Source organism: Gordonia sp. YC-XJ4 (genome assembly GCF_059511865.1).
Window position 1 is genome coordinate 5,207,984 of the sequence record NZ_CM183447.1, and the last position, 16,529, is coordinate 5,224,512.

14 protein-coding genes are annotated in these 16,529 nt (G+C 68.1%); 8 read left to right on the forward strand and 6 right to left on the reverse strand.

The genetic code is table 11. The annotated features are described in order from the left end of the window. Positions 1–26: 26 nt before the first annotated feature. A complete protein-coding gene (locus AC5ZH6_RS23165) occupies positions 27–1,418 on the forward strand; it encodes an FAD-dependent oxidoreductase (protein ID WP_006371906.1) in 1,392 nt (463 codons plus the stop codon). A 200-nt stretch (positions 1,419–1,618) separates the two neighbouring features. Here the strand turns inward: AC5ZH6_RS23165 and AC5ZH6_RS23170 are convergent, their stop codons facing one another. Next, a complete protein-coding gene (locus AC5ZH6_RS23170) occupies positions 1,619–2,164 on the reverse strand; it encodes a hypothetical protein (protein WP_006371905.1) in 546 nt (181 codons plus the stop codon). A gap of 206 nt (positions 2,165–2,370) precedes the next feature. Between AC5ZH6_RS23170 and AC5ZH6_RS23175 the strand changes: the two genes are divergently transcribed. The 3 genes from AC5ZH6_RS23175 to AC5ZH6_RS23185 are packed head-to-tail and all read left to right on the forward strand — an operon-like array spanning position 2,371 to position 5,389. Continuing rightward, a complete protein-coding gene (locus AC5ZH6_RS23175; RefSeq protein ID WP_035728614.1) occupies positions 2,371–3,405 on the forward strand; it encodes a FecCD family ABC transporter permease in 1,035 nt (344 codons plus the stop codon). Beyond that, positions 3,402–4,547, forward strand: a complete 1,146-nt coding sequence (locus AC5ZH6_RS23180) for a FecCD family ABC transporter permease (RefSeq protein ID WP_006371903.1) — start codon at positions 3,402–3,404, stop codon at positions 4,545–4,547. The genes AC5ZH6_RS23175 and AC5ZH6_RS23180 overlap by 4 nt, the downstream gene beginning before the upstream one ends. Then, positions 4,544–5,389, forward strand: a complete 846-nt coding sequence (locus tag AC5ZH6_RS23185) for an ABC transporter ATP-binding protein (RefSeq protein ID WP_006371902.1) — start codon at positions 4,544–4,546, stop codon at positions 5,387–5,389. The genes AC5ZH6_RS23180 and AC5ZH6_RS23185 overlap by 4 nt, the downstream gene beginning before the upstream one ends. A 34-nt stretch (positions 5,390–5,423) precedes the next feature. Here the strand turns inward: AC5ZH6_RS23185 and AC5ZH6_RS23190 are convergent, their stop codons facing one another. From AC5ZH6_RS23190 to AC5ZH6_RS23200, 3 genes are all read right to left on the reverse strand, one after another. Next, positions 5,424–5,903, reverse strand: coding sequence for a DUF456 domain-containing protein (locus AC5ZH6_RS23190; protein WP_006371901.1), 480 nt, complete (start codon positions 5,901–5,903; stop codon positions 5,424–5,426). A gap of 12 nt (positions 5,904–5,915) precedes the next feature. Then, positions 5,916–7,766: a formate-dependent phosphoribosylglycinamide formyltransferase gene (gene purT, locus AC5ZH6_RS23195; protein WP_244421195.1), complete on the reverse strand. Its 1,851-nt coding sequence runs from the start codon at positions 7,764–7,766 to the stop codon at positions 5,916–5,918. Positions 7,767–7,873: 107 nt separating this feature from the next. Beyond that, positions 7,874–8,215 (reverse strand): UBP-type zinc finger domain-containing protein, encoded by a 342-nt coding sequence (locus AC5ZH6_RS23200; protein WP_006371899.1) that lies wholly within the window; start codon positions 8,213–8,215, stop codon positions 7,874–7,876. Between the two features lie 34 nt (positions 8,216–8,249). Here AC5ZH6_RS23200 and AC5ZH6_RS23205 point away from each other — a divergent pair, with 34 nt between their 5' ends. Together AC5ZH6_RS23205 and AC5ZH6_RS23210 are read left to right on the forward strand one after the other, a co-directional pair. Then, a complete protein-coding gene (locus AC5ZH6_RS23205; RefSeq protein WP_006371898.1) occupies positions 8,250–9,845 on the forward strand; it encodes a Na+/H+ antiporter in 1,596 nt (531 codons plus the stop codon). A 162-nt stretch (positions 9,846–10,007) separates the two neighbouring features. Beyond that, positions 10,008–10,673, forward strand: a complete 666-nt coding sequence (locus AC5ZH6_RS23210) for a hypothetical protein (RefSeq protein ID WP_244421194.1) — start codon at positions 10,008–10,010, stop codon at positions 10,671–10,673. Positions 10,674–10,741: 68 nt separating this feature from the next. On the opposite strand, the gene AC5ZH6_RS23215 is transcribed toward AC5ZH6_RS23210, so the two are convergent. After that, complete coding sequence (locus tag AC5ZH6_RS23215) at positions 10,742–12,313, reverse strand: adenylate/guanylate cyclase domain-containing protein (protein WP_006371896.1); 1,572 nt, start codon at positions 12,311–12,313, stop codon at positions 10,742–10,744. 41 nt (positions 12,314–12,354) lie between these two features. Beyond that, on the reverse strand, positions 12,355–13,839 hold the full coding sequence (locus tag AC5ZH6_RS23220) for a PucR family transcriptional regulator (RefSeq protein WP_035728662.1): 1,485 nt from the start codon (positions 13,837–13,839) through the stop codon (positions 12,355–12,357). Positions 13,840–13,993: 154 nt separating this feature from the next. Here AC5ZH6_RS23220 and AC5ZH6_RS23225 point away from each other — a divergent pair, with 154 nt between their 5' ends. Then, positions 13,994–15,502: a purine-cytosine permease family protein gene (locus AC5ZH6_RS23225; protein ID WP_006371894.1), complete on the forward strand. Its 1,509-nt coding sequence runs from the start codon at positions 13,994–13,996 to the stop codon at positions 15,500–15,502. Then, positions 15,499–16,488, forward strand: a complete 990-nt coding sequence (speB, locus tag AC5ZH6_RS23230; RefSeq protein WP_006371893.1) for an agmatinase — start codon at positions 15,499–15,501, stop codon at positions 16,486–16,488. The genes AC5ZH6_RS23225 and speB overlap by 4 nt, the downstream gene beginning before the upstream one ends. Positions 16,489–16,529: the final 41 nt, after the last annotated feature.

The following is a 16,529-nucleotide window of genomic DNA, read 5'->3' on the forward strand; positions in this document are numbered from 1 at the left end:
GTCGAGAACCGAGGTACTGACACTCCATGACCGATCAAGCTCGCCCGCTGCGCGTGGCCATCGTCGGCGCGGGTCCCGCCGGGATCTACGCCGCCGACGCCCTGATGAAGTCCGACACCGCCAAGGACCGCGGCGTGTCCATCGACCTCTACGAGCGCATGCCCGCGCCCTTCGGCCTCATCCGGTACGGCGTCGCACCCGACCATCCCCGCATCAAGGGCATCATCACCGCCCTGCACAAGGTCCTCGACAAGCCGCAGGTCCGTCTGCTCGGCAACATCGACTACGGCACCGACATCACCCTCGACGAGCTCAAGTCGCACTACGACGCGGTGATCTTCTCCACCGGCGCCACCGACGACCGCGCTCTCGAAATTCCCGGTGTCGACCTCGAACGCTCCTACGGCGCAGCGCAATTCGTCGCCTGGTACGACGGTCACCCCGATTTCCCGCGCGAATGGCCGCTCGAAGAGGAGAAGGTCGCCGTCATCGGCGTCGGCAACGTCGCGCTCGACGTGGCACGCGTGCTCGCCAAGACCGGCGACGAACTACTGCCAACCGAGATCCCCGACAACGTCTACCAGGGCCTCAAGAACAACAAGGCCGTCGAGGTGCACGTCTTCGGTCGTCGCGGTCCCGCCCAGGCGAAGTTCACCCCGCTCGAGCTCAAGGAGCTCGACCACTCGCCGAACATCGAGGTCGTCGTGAACCCCGAGGACATCGACTACGACGAGGGCTCCGCTGTGGCGCGCCGCGGGTCGAAGATCACCGACCAGGTCGCCACGATCATCGAGAACTACGCGATCCGCGACCCCAAGCAGGGCGCCATCCACAAACTGTTCCTGCACTTCTTCGAGAGCCCCACCGAGATCCTCGGTGAGGACGGCAAGGTCGTCGGTCTGCGCACCGAACGCACCCAGCTTGACGGCACCGGCAACGTCAAACCGACCGGCAAGTTCACCGATTGGGACGTCACCGCGGTCTACCGGGCCGTCGGCTATCTCTCGGACAACCTGCCGCAGATCCCGTTCGACAGCCAGGCCGGCGTCATCCCGAACGAGGCCGGACGAATCTTCGACGAAGGCGCCCACCTGACCGGGCTCTACACCACCGGGTGGGTCAAGCGCGGACCCGTCGGGCTCATCGGCCACACCAAGGGCGACGCCAACGAGACCGTCGACTGCATCATCGAGGACATGACCAACGGCGCGCTGCTCGAGCCCGCCCATCCCGCCGAGGACGCCGTCATCGAGTTGCTCGAGTCCAAGGGCATCCCGTTCACCACCTGGGACGGCTGGTACCGACTCGACGAGCACGAGCGTTCCCTGGGCGCCGAACAGGGCCGCGAGCGCGTCAAGGTCGTCGAACGTGAGGACATGCTCGCCGCCTCGGAGCCGCACAAGATTCAAAAGGCCTGACTACGTCAGGGGTTCAAAAGGCCTGACACTCACTCCAGAGACACGGCTGACGAAAGTGGGGGAAGAATCTTCTTCCCCCACTTTTCCGTTCGTCCCCAAGCAATTTCCAGGGGACGAACGAAAAGCCTTGGGAAGAAGCCAGACACACACAGCGAGGGGCGAGACGGAGATCCGCCTCGCCCCTCGCTGACTGTGAGAGATCAGTTGGTGCCGCTGGGCGCGTCGGGCACTGTCTGTTGGTTGCCGGGCGCCTGCTGCACGTTGGCCCAGAAACCGAAGTTGTTGGTCGGGTTCTCGACCTCGGAGCCGATGGTGTAGCCGGAGATCGAGGACGGCCAGCAGCCAACCCAGGTGGTCTCGAGTTGTGTCGGCTGGAAGGCCTGACCGGGCAGGAGCTCACCCGAGACGGTGTTCCGCGCGGTCGACGGAACCGCACCCGCGGCGATGGCCTGCGCCTTGGTGCGCGCGGGCACCCGAATCGCGGCCCCACCGAGTTCGGTGATGGTGACGTTGTGCATGGTGGCGCCGCCGATGTTGCGGACACTGATCCAGCGATGCATACGCCAACCCGGCAGGTTGTCCCAGGTGGGTCCCCAGTTCTTCCAGTAGCAGTTCACCCCGCCGAACAGCGCCAGGTCACCCGGACCGGTTGCGGCCTGCGCTTCGCCTGCGGCAGCCATCGAGCCCCCGGCGATACCGGCGGCAACCGCAACCGCCGCGACGGCTCGCTTCATCGTCTTCTTCATGTCGACTCCTTCTTCGTCGAGCGGGCCCCGAAACCGTGGACGACCCCGAGGCTGCGAACTCCTACGACGCCCCCGCGCCGAAATGCGTACGTCTCCTTGTATCGCACTCTCACAGGTAACCGTTACGTAGGTCTCAGAATCGTTGCCGCACGGCAGCCGGATCGTCATCGAATCCGACAACCCGGGCTGAGGTAAGGTTGCCCTTCGTGCGACGCCTCACCGGACTACTGCTGATCCTCGCGGTGCTCGTGGTCGCCACCATCGGGTCGGTGTTGATCGGCACGAGAGAGATGCCGCTGGCCGCCACCTGGGATTCCTTCACTGCAGGCTGCTCGCAGATCTGCCAGGCCCTGATCCACCTGCACATGCCGCGGATCGACAAGTCCTCCGACACCGCGGGCATCGTCTGGGACCTGCGTGTGCCGCGTACCGTGCTCGGTCTCATCGTGGGTCTGGCCATCGGCGCGGCCGGCGCGATCACCCAGGGCCACACCCGCAACCCCATCGCCGACCCCGGGTTGCTCGGCGTCAATGCCGGCGCAGCCTGCGCGGTCGTCGGCGGTGTCTACCTGTTCGGTATCTCCTCACCGCTGGCCTACATGGCATTCGGGCTCGGCGGGGCGATCATCACCTCGGCCCTCGTCTTCGGGATCGCGGCACTGACCGGGACGGGTCCGATCACCCTCGTGCTGGCGGGCACCGGCCTGTCGGCGATGCTCGTGGCGATCACCTCGGCGATCGTGCTCAGCGACACCGCGTCGCTCGACGCGTGGCGTTTCTGGAGCGTCGGTTCGACGGCCGGCCGCAGCATCGACATCTTCTGGGCCGCATTGCCGTTCATCGGGGTCGGTCTGGTGCTGGCGCTGGCGTCGGGGTTCTTCCTCAACATCCTGAGCCTCGGCGACGACATGACCACGGCGCTCGGCAGCCGCGTGTTGGTGATCCGCGGCGTCGGCATCCTCGGGATCACCCTGCTGATCGGGGCGGCAACCGCCGCCTGCGGACCCATCGTCTTCCTCGGTCTGGTGGTGCCGCACATCGCGCGCGCGATCACCGGCGCCGACTATCGCTGGATCATCCCGTACTCGGCGCTCATCGGCGCCGCGCTGTTGTTGGTGTGCGACATCATCGGTCGCGTCGTCGCCCGGCCCGGCGAGATCCAGGTCGGCGTCGTGCTGGCCTTCGTTGGGGCGCCGTTCCTGATCGCCATGGTCCGCCGGACGAAGTTGACGAGCGTATGAGCACCGACACCGAAGCCGCGTCGGCCGCCGACCACCGGCCGGCCCACGCCTCGCGCCGCATCGTGCGTGTCGGACCGACCTCGTGGGTGTGGCGTCCGCGCATGGTGATCGCGGTGACCACCTCACTGCTGATCGCCTTCGTCCTGTTCCTGATGAGCGTCACCATCAGCGACTACCCGGTGACACCGATCGACGTGATGCGCATCCTGCTCGGTGGCGGTACCCGCATCGAGAACGTCGTCATCCTCGACGACGCCGTGCCGCGCGCGTTGGTGTCGGTGCTCGTCGGCTTCGCGCTCGGTATGTCGGGATCGCTGACGCAGTTGATCGCCCAGAACCCTTTGGCGACCCCCGACATGCTCGGCATCACCGCCGGGGCCAGCGTCGCGGCCGTCTCGGCGATCGCCTTCGGAACCGGGTGGGGCGCCGGACTCGCCGAGCTCGGCGTGCCCGCGTCGGCCCTCATCGGCGGACTGGGCACCGCCGTGGTGATGTACCTGCTCGCCTGGCCCGGACGCGGAGTCAGATCGGCCCGCTCGCTACGCTCCCGGCGCCGGGCCAACCACGCCATCAATCCACTGCGGCTGGTGCTCATCGGCGTCGGCATCACCTGGGTGCTGCAGGCCGCCACCTCTTATCTGCTCACCCGCGCCGAGATCCGCGATGTCGGCCGCGCCCAGACGTGGCTGGTGGGGTCGGTGGCCAACACCTCGTGGTCGAGTGTGTGGCCGGTCGCGATCGCGGTGGTGCTGGCCGTCCTCGCCGTCGGGGTGCTCGCCCGCCAGATCGACGCGATGAGCCTCGGCACCGACCTGGCGCGCTCGCTCGGCGTGCGGACGATGGCGGTCTCCGGTGCGATACTGCTGATCGCGGTGATCGTTGCGGCACTGGCGGTCTCGGCGGCGGGGCCGATCGCCTTCGTCGCACTGCTCGCCCCGCAGATCGCCATGCGCCTGACCGGCAGCGCCATCCCGACCCCGGTCGCTTCCGGGGCGATCGGCGCGATCCTCGTGGTCGGCGGTGACATCCTGTGCCGCACGGTACTGCCGTCGGGCCTGCCGGTGGGGATCGTCACCGCCGCGCTCGGCGGCCCCTTCCTGATCTATCTCATGGTCTCGATCTCCCGAAAGGCCACCGTATGAGCCGACTTTCCGCACGCGACCTCGTCGTCGGCTACGACGACCGCATCGTCATCGACGGCCTCGACGTCGACATCCCCGACGCGGCGATCACCACGATCATCGGACCCAACGGTTGCGGCAAATCGACGCTGCTGCGGTGTCTGGCGCGGCTGCTGCCGGCCCGCTCGGGCGTCGTACGCCTCGACGGCACCGACATCACCAGGATCAAGCCGAAGACCGTGGCGCGCACGCTGGGTATTCTGCCGCAGAATCCCGTTGCGCCCGAAGGACTTACCGTCGAGGATCTGGTCAGCCGGGGCCGTCACCCCTACCAGAAGTGGTATCAGCAGGCCTCCGCCGAGGACGAGGCCGCCGTCGCACTGGCCCTGGAACTGACCTCGACGACCGACCTCGCCGACCGCACCCTCGACGCGCTCTCCGGCGGTCAGCGCCAACGGGTCTGGATCGCGCTCGCGCTGGCGCAGGGCACCGACCTGCTGCTGCTCGACGAGCCGACCACCTACCTCGACCTCGCGCATTCCCTCGAGGTCCTCGACCTCGTGCACTCCCTCAAGACCGAGCACGGCAAGACCGTCGTCATGGTGCTACACGACCTGAATCTCGCTGTGCGCTACAGTGATTCACTGTTCGTGATGAATGACGGACAACTGGTCCGACATGGCTCACCCGACGAGGTGATCACCGCCGAACTCCTCGACGACGCCTTCGGCCTGCGCGCGCAGGTGGTCACCGACCCGGTCTTCGGTGGCCCGATGATCGTGCCGATCGGCGCGCACAGCGCCCGTGGGATGACCAGTGCACGCGGTATGACCGGTGCACGCGGGGTACTCAGCGAGCCGTAGGCCGGTCTGTCACAGGGCGGCTGCCCTGCTGTCGTCACAGGGCGATCGCCCCGGCCAGCCACGTCCCCGACGCGAGCAACGCGCCGAACAACTCGATACCGATCGTCACCACCGCCGCCTTGGTCGCCGCCACCGTGCCGCGCCACGCCGCGCCGGCCGTGCGGGTCCGCACGAGCTCGGAAACCAGTGCGCCGGCAATGAATCCGAGGAACAACCCGACGACGGGCACCACGAAGAACCCGACGATCCCCACCACCCCGCCGACCACGATGGTGCGGTTGGGGATCTCGTGCCGACGCAGAACACGGCCGGCGACAACGTATTTGACGATCTCACCGACACCGATCAGCACCACGGCGAGTGTGAACACCGCCCAGGCCCAGCCGCCGACGATGATCGCCCACACCAGGATCGACACCGCGACCAGCAGGGTGCCGGGCAGCACCGGGACGACGATCCCCAACAGCCCCACGGCAATACAGACACCGACGATCACCTCGCCGTACAGGGGCATGAATCGGCCGCTCTACTCGACCTTGGCCGGGGAATCCGACCCGGCCGCCTCCGGACGCGGCGCCCCTGGCCCCGCCGGGGGGCGCTGCCCCGGGCCCGGCGCTCCCGCGGGTCCGGGCCCACGCGGTCCCGGTGGCGGACCACCCTGAGGCCCGCCCGGACGCGGACCACCCGGTGGTGGTGCGACCGGAGGCGGTCCCATCGGCGGCCGGCCCGGGGGGCGTCCCGGCCCGCCGGGAGGCATCTGTTGTCCCGGCTGCGGGCGCGGCGGCATCCCCGGGGGCGGTCCACCCTGCGGCCCACCTGGCGGTGGCCCCACCGGCCCCCGTGGCGGAGGTCCGGCCGGGCGTGCCGGCGCCGGGGGCGGTACCGGTGTGGGAGCACCGCGACGCGCCTCACGCCCTGGCGCCGGGGTGACGATCGAAGCGGCCTGCACCGCACGTTCGCGGGCCGTCGTGACGTCGTCGGCGGTCGCGGTGACCACCCCGACGCGTCGTCGATGGAAGCTCTCGGGTTTGCCGAACAGCCGAATGTCGGTCTCCGGCACGGCAAGTGCTCGTGCGACGTTCTCGAAGCCGATCGCCTTCTCGTCGAGCTGACCGTAGATCACCGCCGACGCCCCCGGCGAGGCCAGCGTCACGTCGACCGGCAGCCCGAGGATGGCGCGTGCGTGCATCTCGAATTCGCTGAGTCGCTGGGTGGCCAGGGTGACCAGACCGGTGTCGTGCGGGCGCGGACTGACCTCGGAGAAATAGACGTCGTCGCCCTTGACGAACAGTTCGACGCCGAAAATGCCACGGCCACCGATCTTTCCGTCGCCGAGCGCGGTGGCGATCCGTGCGGCGATCGAGGTTGCGGCACCCAGCGCATCGGTGGTCATCTCGTGCGGTTGCCAGCTCTCGACGTAGTCGCCGTTGACCTGCTTGTGCCCGATCGGCGCGCAGAAGTGGGAGGTCAGTCGTCCGGTTGCCGGGTCGATGGCACGCACGGTGAGCAGTGTGATCTCGAAGTCGAAATCGACCCAACCCTCGACGATCACGCGTTCACCGGCGACGCGCCCACCCGTGGTCGCGCGCTGCCAGGCGGATTCGATGTCGGCGGCGCTCTTGAGAACGGTCTGCCCCTTACCCGACGACGACATGACCGGCTTCACCACACACGGGTAGCCGATCTGCTTGACCGCCACGGTCATCTCGTCGAGCGACCCGGCGAACAGGTACGGCGACGTCGGCAACCCGAGGTCCTCGTCGGCCAGTCGACGGATGCCCTCGCGGTTCATCGTTGCGATCACCGCCGACGCGGTCGGGATGACCTCGGCCAGCCCCTTCTTCTCGACTGTTCCGAGCGCCTCGGTCGCGATGGCCTCGATCTCGGGCACCACATAATGCGGGCGATACCTCTCCACCAGCGCGAGCACCGCGTCGCCGTCGGTCATGTCGATGACCTCGGCGTGATGGGCCACCTGGTGACCGGGAGCGTTTTCGTAGCGATCCACCGCGACCACCTCGACGCCGAGTCGCTGGAAGGCGATCACGAGTTCTTTGCCGAGTTCGCCGGCACCGAGCACCATCACCCGGGTCGCGGTCGGCGACAACGGTGTCCCGAGGATGTCGGGCGGGCCGACCGGTGCGGACGCGGGCCGACGAACCGCCTGCACCTGCGTGGGCGCCTGGGCGACCGCGTCCGCCTTCTGCAATCCGACGGCGGGCTCACCCGCCGGCTCGCCCCCCGGCACCGGCACCGCGACCACCGGCGCCTGCACGGACGACGACGGCGCAGATGACGACGGCAACTCCTGCGGAGACGGCGCGTCGGGACGCGAAGGCTCCTCAGAGGCGGCGCTGCTCTCGGTGTTCGAGGTCATTCTGTGGATTCTACGTGGCACCCGATCGGTGGGTCATCCACACCGCGCACGGTCGGCACCACTCGATACACGGCTGTGACCTGCGCGGACACCGGCCGACGATAGGTTCAGCCGACCACCTGATGGATGTAGCACCACCGCCAGAGTTCACCGGGTTCCGCCGAACGCATGACAGGATGCCCCGACGAGTGGAAGTGCGCGGTCGCGTGTCGGCGCGGCGAGGAGTCACAACACGCCACGTGCCCGCACTCCAGACACTTGCGCAGATGCGACCAGTGGTTCTCCCCGATGGCCATGCAGTCCTCGCACTCGTCGGTGTGTCCGGCAGCTGCGGCCGGATCGGTCGCGGGGTCGAGACCGATCTCGGCGAGTTCGGGACACCGCCCCGACGGGGTCGACGGCTGCGCCTTGGTCTCGGTGGTGCGGGAACGACGTCCTAACAGTGCCATGTGCCCATTATCGTCGCCCGGTAGGTTCAGGCGGGTGAGTGCATCACTCCTGCTGGTGGCCGCGGTATCGCTCGCGATCGCCGCCCTGTGCCGCCACTTCGGTTTGTCGGCCCCTCTGGTGTTGGTGGCGGTCGGCCTCGGGATCTGTTGGATCCCCGGGCTCCCCGACGTCGGACTCGACCCCGAGTTCGTGCTGTTCGTCATCCTGCCGCCGCTGCTGTACTCGGCCGCGCAGGACAGCTCGTATCAGGAGATCCGGGCCAACCGACGCGCCATCGGGCTGCTCGCGGTCGGGTTGCCACTGTTCTCGACGATCCTGGTGGGACTCGTTGCATGGGCTCGCATCCCCCATGTCCCGCTTGCTGCGGCGCTGGTTCTGGGTGCGGTCGTCGCTCCGCCGGACGCGGTGTCCGCGCAGGCGATCGGACGCCGCGTCGGATTGCCCCGTCGCATCATGACGCTGCTGGGCGGGGAGAGCCTGCTCAACGATGCAACCGCCCTCACCGCCCTTCGGGTCGCCCTGGCCGCGGCCATCGGCGCCACCACGACGGTGGTCAACGGCGTCTCCATGTTCCTGCTCGCCGCGGTGGGCGGTGTCGCGGTGGGGCTGGCGATCGGCTACCTGACCGCCCGCGTCCGCGACTGGCTGACCGACCCGACGATGGAAACGGCGATCGGGATCATGGTGCCCTTCGGCACCTACTTCATCGCCGAGGAACTGCATTCCTCCGGGGTGATCGCGGTGGTCACCGCCGGCCTGTTCCTCGGACAACGCTCGGTCCGACTCGGCTACGCCACCCGCATGCAGGACGACGCCGTGCGCCGATCCATCGATGCCATCCTCGAGGCGTTCGTCTTCCTGCTCATCGGTTTGCAACTGCCCGAACTGATCCGCGGGCTCTCCGGCCAGTCGTGGACACAGATCACCATCGACGCGGCCATCGTCCTCGCCGTCGTCATCGCGGTCCGCTTTCTCTGGGTGTTTCCGGCCACGTATCTGCCGCGGGTGTTCTCCCGGAAGGTTCGCGACGCCGAACCGGCACCCACGCCGAGCGCGGTGTTCGTCGTCGGATGGGCCGGGATGCGCGGCGTGGTCTCGCTCGCCGCGGCGTTCTCGATCCCGCTGTACACCGACTCCGGTGAACCGTTCCCGGCGCGCGCGGAAATCCTGTTCCTGACCTTCGTGGTGGTGGTCGGCACCCTGCTGATCCAGGGCACCACCTTGCCGTGGGTGATCCGGCGTCTCGGGGTGACCGGTGACGATCCGACCGAGGAGTTGCTCGCCTACGCCGGCGCGCAGGATCGCGCGACCCGTGAGGCCGAGAATCTGCTCGACCGCATCGAAGCCGAGATGGCACCCGATGACGTCCGTCGTCATCAGATCGGGTTTTTGCGCAAATGGGTCACCACACAACGCAATACGGCGTGGGAGGACCTCGGCCGGGGTCCCGAGGCGATCGGTGAGAGTCCGAACGCCGCAGGTAATCGCATCCGACTGAAGCTGGTGCGGGTGCAGCGCAAGGTGTTCATCGAGGAGCGCGACGCCGGCCGGATCGACGACGAGGTGTTGCGCAAGGCATTGCGCCGGCTCGACTTCGCCGAGGGCCTGACCGACCGCGACGACACCTGATCACTCGAGCGCCGGTATGACCGGTTGGTTCGCTTGGTCCGTGTGATCACGAGGATCCCAAGTGGGACAACTGGTTCAAATGGGGCGTCTGTGACTGAAGTTGCACCGAACCGTGATGGGACCACAACCGAATCACGGGCCGACCGGCAGTAGGTTGCCGATATGAGACGCCGGATGGCCGCGGGTGCGGCAGTACTCACCTGTGCCAGCGCAGCCTGGTTGGGCCTCGCAGCGCCGGCCCACGCGTGGACCACCGGCACCGCCCACGCCGGATCCGGGACGATGAGCGGCAACACGGTCACACTCTTCGGCGTCAACAACTCACCACTGGCCGGCGGACAGGGACAGTGCAGCGCCTTCGTGTATCCGATCTCGGCCCTCGGAGCACTCGAACAAGCCGCCCAGGTCGGCACGCAACGGGCAGCGGCGCGCGTACAAAACCAAGGGCCGCAGGTCGATTCGCTCAACAACCAGTACGACCAGGACATGTCGGGGGTGGGCACGCCGCTGGCCGTCGCCGACACGGTCACCGTCGGCGCGACCCCCACCACCCTGCTCACCTACCAGGGCACTGCCGCCCAGTACGCCGGATACGTCGTGTGCAGCTCCACCGCCGGACAGTCCAGCGATGAGGACTACACGGCCTTCCCGGTCTCCGCCTCGGCGCCCACCGCGCCCTCTCCCACCGCACCGTCGACCCCGGGCCACACCGACACCGACGGCGTACTGAACTCGGCGAGCAGCTGGATGAAGTGGTTGTGGACGTGCACCCAATCGAGCACCACGACCTGCGGCAACGCCCCTGCGCTGCCGGGCTTGACGCACTGACTGTTCGGGCACACTGACCGTTCGGGCACACTGACCGTTCGGGCGCGCTGCCGGCTCCAATGCGGCGGTCAGGATGCTTCGGACACCGGATCGCCCACCCCGGCCGCCTCGTAGACGACGGTCTCCTCGGTGCGCCCGCGGAGCGTGGCATGTTCGGCCTCACGCCACTTCTCGCGCTCGGCGGGCCGCGCGGCCTCCACGGCACGCCCGGATGCCAACGGGTGCCGCGGATTTCGTTTGGCGAGTTCGGACAGTCGCGCACTCTCGTTGACCGGGTCGCCGATCACGGTGTATTCGAAACGCTGGATCGCACCGACGTTGCCCGCCACAACCGGCCCATGGCTGACGCCGATGCCCGCCGACAGTTCCGGCACCTCCTCGCCGAGTCGTGTGGCGATCGTCCTGGCCGCCGCCAGGGCCGCACCGGCACAGTCCGACAACGCGATCGGCGCACCGAAGATCGCGAGCACCGCGTCGCCCTCGAACTTGTTGACCAGCCCCTTGTTCTCCTCGACGGCGGCGACGATCACCCCGAAGAAGCGATTCAGGATCTCCACCACCTCGACCGGTGAGCGCTCGGCGGCCAGTGTCGTCGAACCGATCACGTCGACGAAGACCGCGGCCACGACCTTCTCGGTGCCCCCGAGTTCGGGGTCGGAGGCCAGGGCGGCCTCGGCGACTTCGCGTCCGACGTGCCGACCGAACAAGTCGCGCATGTGTTCTCGTTCGCGCAGGCCGCCGACCATCAGGTTGAAACCGGCCTGCAGATCACCGAGTTCGGTGCCGTCGTAGACGACCACCTCGACGTCGTCGAGTTCTCCGGCTTCGACCCGGTGCAGCGCGGTACGCACGCTGCGGATGGGGCCGATGATGCTCAGTGACGACAACAGCGTCAGGATCAGTCCGGTGGCCAGGGCCGTCACCGCCAGTACCGCGACACCGACGAACATGTCGACCTTGGACGTCTCGGGCCGGAATGCTCCGAACAACACGACCAGCAGGATGCCGGTCACCGGGATCGCCGAGCCGACGAGCCACGACACGATCGCCCGGCTGCGCACCCCGCTGCGTTTGCGTCTGCGGTATCCGGCGCTGATGAGTTCGGCGGCCACGGGCCGCAACGAGAACTCGATCAGCAGATACGAGATCGCGACGACCACCACCCCGCTGAGACCGACGACGAAGATCGTCTTCGGGATCAGTTCGGGATGCGGAATCCCGAAGCAGAGGGTGAAGAAGATGACCGCACCGATCCAGAGGATCGCCTGGATGCTCACCAGGCGCCATGGTGCGCGACGGGCACGCCGCGCATCCCGTTCGGTCGGCGGCCGATCCCGGATCGCCCAACGCAGATCGCGCACGACAACGATCGTGCCCCAACCGATTCCGATGACGAACGCCCCGGCGACGTAGAGCGGCAACGCGAGAAAGTTGACCCACCAGAGATCGGGCTGGAACACCGACGGCTCCGGAATCCCCACCGACGACAGTGCGATGGCGATGATCGCGCCCACCAGGTTCGCGACGACGATCGACGCGGTCAACAGCGTCTGGATACGTAACCGCTGTTTGGACCCGCTCTCACTGGCCGACCCGAGCAGGATCGAGCCGTAGTCGCGCCTCCCCCGCTTCGGTGCCATGGAGCTACCCTGCCATACCCGAGTCCGTCACCGGGCTGTTGTCATACGCGGGGCAGCGCCGAGCGCGCCTTGAGCGCCAGCCAGAGTTCCATGCGGTCCTCGCCGTCGTCGAGCCTGCGCCCCGACAGCGTGGCGATGCGATCGATCCGATTGCGAACGGTGTTGCGGTGCACCGACAACCGGGCTGCCGCCGGGTCCCACGCGCCGTTGACGCGCAGCCACTCCTCGAGGGTCCGCATCAGTTCGACGCGCTCGCGCTCCTCGAGTTGATCGATCGGGGCGAGCACGGCGTCGGCGAATCCGCGGAGGAGCCGTGGCTCACCGAGCCCGATGAGCAGCTCGACGGTGCGGCCCTCGCGCGCATCGACCGGCCGACCAAGGCGTTCGCTGGCGCCCACCAGCGAGCGCGCCTGGGTCAGCGACACCGGCAACGACGCCACCGCGACCGGGGCGCCCAACCCGATCGGCGTGCCGGGAGCGATCGCGGTGAGCGTCGCGAGCAGCCCGTCGGATTCGGGGTGGGCGATCTCCACGAGCCGCCCGTGCGACCGGACGAGTCCGGCCGTCAAGGAGGACTGCAGGCGGAACAGCAACGCGTCCGCATCGTGGGGTGCGGGCGCGATCACCGCCGCGACGACGAGCGTCGTCCGCCAACCCAAGGAGTCCGCAAGCTGTTGTGCGCGTGCCGGTTTCAGGCCAGGACGAACCAGTTGGGCGAACACCGCACCTCGGCGCTGACGTTCGGGTTGGCCGGCGACGTGGCGACGTTGCACCTCCAACGCGAGCAGCGAGACGAGCACCGTCGACGAATGCCGCGCCACCGGATTGAGCTGGGCGTCCAACACGATGAACGCCAGCGCGACACCGGAGCCGACGGTGTGGATCTCTCGCCCGGCACGCAACACCCACGACTGTCCGGGCGGTTCGCGCGAGGCGGCCACCGCCAATTCCACGGCCTCCGTACGCGCCTGCTCCGAGGCCCCGGGAGAGGCCGCGATCAGCCGGCCCACACCGTCGCAGACCACACAATGCGCGCTCGACGCCTCGGCCCAGGTCTCCAGCAGCGCCGGCAACGGCGCGCTCGACGTGGCCACCGCGGTCAGTCGGCGATTGAGCTCCATCGCCTCCTCGAGATCGTGTCGCTGCTGGGCGGCCCGCTTCTCGAACACCCACTTGGTGATGGCGATGAAAGGCACCTCGACGGGGACCACGAGGAGCGGAACACCGATCTCGGCGGCCGCCGCACGCAGCGGCTCGGGGCAGGCGGCGTAGCGCGGGCCCAGACCCAGCACCAGGCCCGCGACACCACCGGCGCGGCAGTTGCGCACATACTCGCGACACCCTTGCTCGGTCATCTCCACCAGCAACCCGATGGTCATGAGCAGTTCCCCACCGCGCAGCCATTCGTGTGGGTCGGTCAGCTCGGAGACGTGCACCATCGTGACCTCGGCGTCGAGCGCCTCCCCTCCGGCCGCCACCTGCAGGTGGAGTTCGTCCGCTGCGGCGACCTCGCCGACGGTGATCATCGGATTCCCCTGGGCCCACTGTTGTACATATTGCCCAATCGTAATGACCGGATTGGACATTTTCGCACTGTCGGTGCAGGTCAGTGCGCCGCACTCTTGATGCACCGGCGACGACGCCACCCACCGAGTGTTCCGATCGACCCGAAAGCCCGTCATGACCCTCGATCTCCCCGCCGACGGCCCGACCGCCCGCGCCACCACCCGTCCTGCCATCGAGACCCGCTCCATCGACTACGTGCCCGACGACGAACGCCACGGCAAGGTCTCCGCACAGGGGCCGTTCTGGTTCGTCGGCAACTTCCAGCCGTTCACCCTCGCGCTGGGCTTCGTCGGCCCGGCGATGGGGTTGTCGTTGCTCTGGAGCATCGTCGCCGGCCTCGCCGGTATCGCCTTCGGCACATTGTTCATGGCGTTCCACGCCACGCAGGGCCCGGTCCTCGGGCTGCCCCAGATGATCCAGTCCCGAGCCCAATTCGGCTATCGCGGAGTGCTGTTGCCGCTGATCGGCACGCTGTTCACCTTCGTCGGCTTCAACGTCGTCGACATCGTGATCATCAAGTCCGGTCTGCAGTCCATCTTCGGCTGGAATCCGGTGGTGGTCGCCGTCGCGATGTCGGTGATCGCCGCCGCGCTGGCCATCTTCGGCCACGACCTACTGCACCGGGCGTTCAAGGTCCTCTTCTGGATCTCGTTGCCGCTGTGGCTGATTCTCACGATCGGCATCCTGGCCGGCTCGGTGCACGGGTCCCTCGGACCGGCCGGTCCGGGCGGCTTCACCCTCGTGGCGTTCCTGGTGCAGTTCTCGGTCGCGGCGTCCTACAACATCACCTACGCCCCGTACGTGTCGGACTACTCGCGGTACCTGCCCCGGGACACGCGCCCGTCCTCGATCATCGCCTCGGTGTTCCTCGGCGCTGCCGCCTCGCCGGCGTGGCTGATCCCGGTGGGTGCGTTCCTGGCGACCTACCTCGGTGCGTCGGACGCGTTGAGCGGCATCAATGACGGTGGCAATCAGGTCATCTCGGGCCTGGGTAGCGTCCTGGCGGTGGTCGCGACCCTGGTGCTGGTGGCGACGATGGGCCTCAATGCCTACAGCGGCATGCTGACCGTGGTCACCGCGATCGACTCGGTCCGCCAGATCTCCCCGACGCGCCGGCTCCGCGTGATCACGATTCTGGTCCTGACCGTCGTGTGGCTGGCGCTGTCACTGGCGTTGACCGATGCCACCGAATCACTGAACACCGCCCTGCTGATCATGCTCTACCTGCTGGTGCCGTGGACGGCGGTGAACCTCACCGACTACTTCTTCGTCCGCCGCGGCCACTACGTCATCGCCGACCTGTTCACGCCCGCAGGCGTATACGGCCGGTGGCCCTGGCGCGGTATCGGCGCTTTCCTGATCGGCATCGCCGCCGAGATCCCCTTCATGGACCTACCGTTCTTCGTCGGGCCCGCCGCGTCGGCGATGGGCGAGGTGGACATCGCCTTCGTCGTCGGTCTGGTGGTCTCGGGCGGAGCCTACGTGCTGTTCACCCGCACCCAGGATCTCTCCGCCGAAACCCGGCTCCTCACCGGCCACCCCGAACTGTCCGACCCGGCAGGTACCGGCGAGATCCGCACCGAGATCGCCGCAGAAGAGCACAGCATGGAGGAGAACTCATGAGTGACAACGTGATTGCCGGTCTCGACACCCAGTTCCCGGTCATCGACGGGGTGGTGGGGCAGGTCGATGCAGCACGCTTCCCCCGCTACGGCGCACCGGCCACCTTTGCCCGCCTGCCGCGTCGGGACCAGGTCGCCGATGCCGACGTGCACATCCTCGGCATCCCGTTCGACACCGGGGTCAGCTATCGGCCGGGCGCACGATTCGGCCCCGGGCACATTCGCGCATCGTCGAAGTTGCTGCGGCCCTTCAATCCCGCCCTCGGCGTGGCACCGTTCGCACAGCAGCAGGTCGTCGATTGCGGTGACCTGTCGGTTAATCCGTTCGCCATCACCGAGGCCATCGACACCATCAGCGCCGCGGCGAGAACCCTCGGCGCCGACGGCGCCACCCCGCTGATCCTCGGCGGCGACCACACCGTCGCACTGCCCATGCTGCGCGCGCTGCACGACCTACACGCGAAACCCGTTGCGGTACTACACTTCGATGCCCACCTCGACACCTGGAACTCCTACTTCGGTGCGCCCTATACCCACGGCACACCGTTCCGCCGGGCCAGCGAGGAAGGACTGATCGACATGGAACGCTCGATGCACGTCGGCATCCGCGGACCGCTCTACAGTGCCGCCGACCTCGACGACGACTCGGCGCTCGGGTTCGCCGTGGTACGCGCCGATGACTACGAATTCGACGGTGTGGCAAGCATTGTCGAACGGGTGCGCACGCGCCTGGCCGGTGGTCCGGTGTACGTCTCCATCGACATCGACGTCCTCGATCCAGCGCACGCACCGGGCACCGGAACCCCCGAGGCCGGCGGCCTGACCTCCCGCGAGCTGTTGAACACCCTGCGTGGCCTACGCGGCCTCGACATCGTCGGCACCGACATCGTCGAGGTCTCGCCCGCCTACGACCACGCCGAGATCACCGGTATCGCCGCCGCACATGTCGCCTACGAGATGCTGTCGATCCTCGGGCCCCGCCGCTGAAGCGGCCGGCCCACCGTCCCTGCCCTTTCCCACCTGAACGG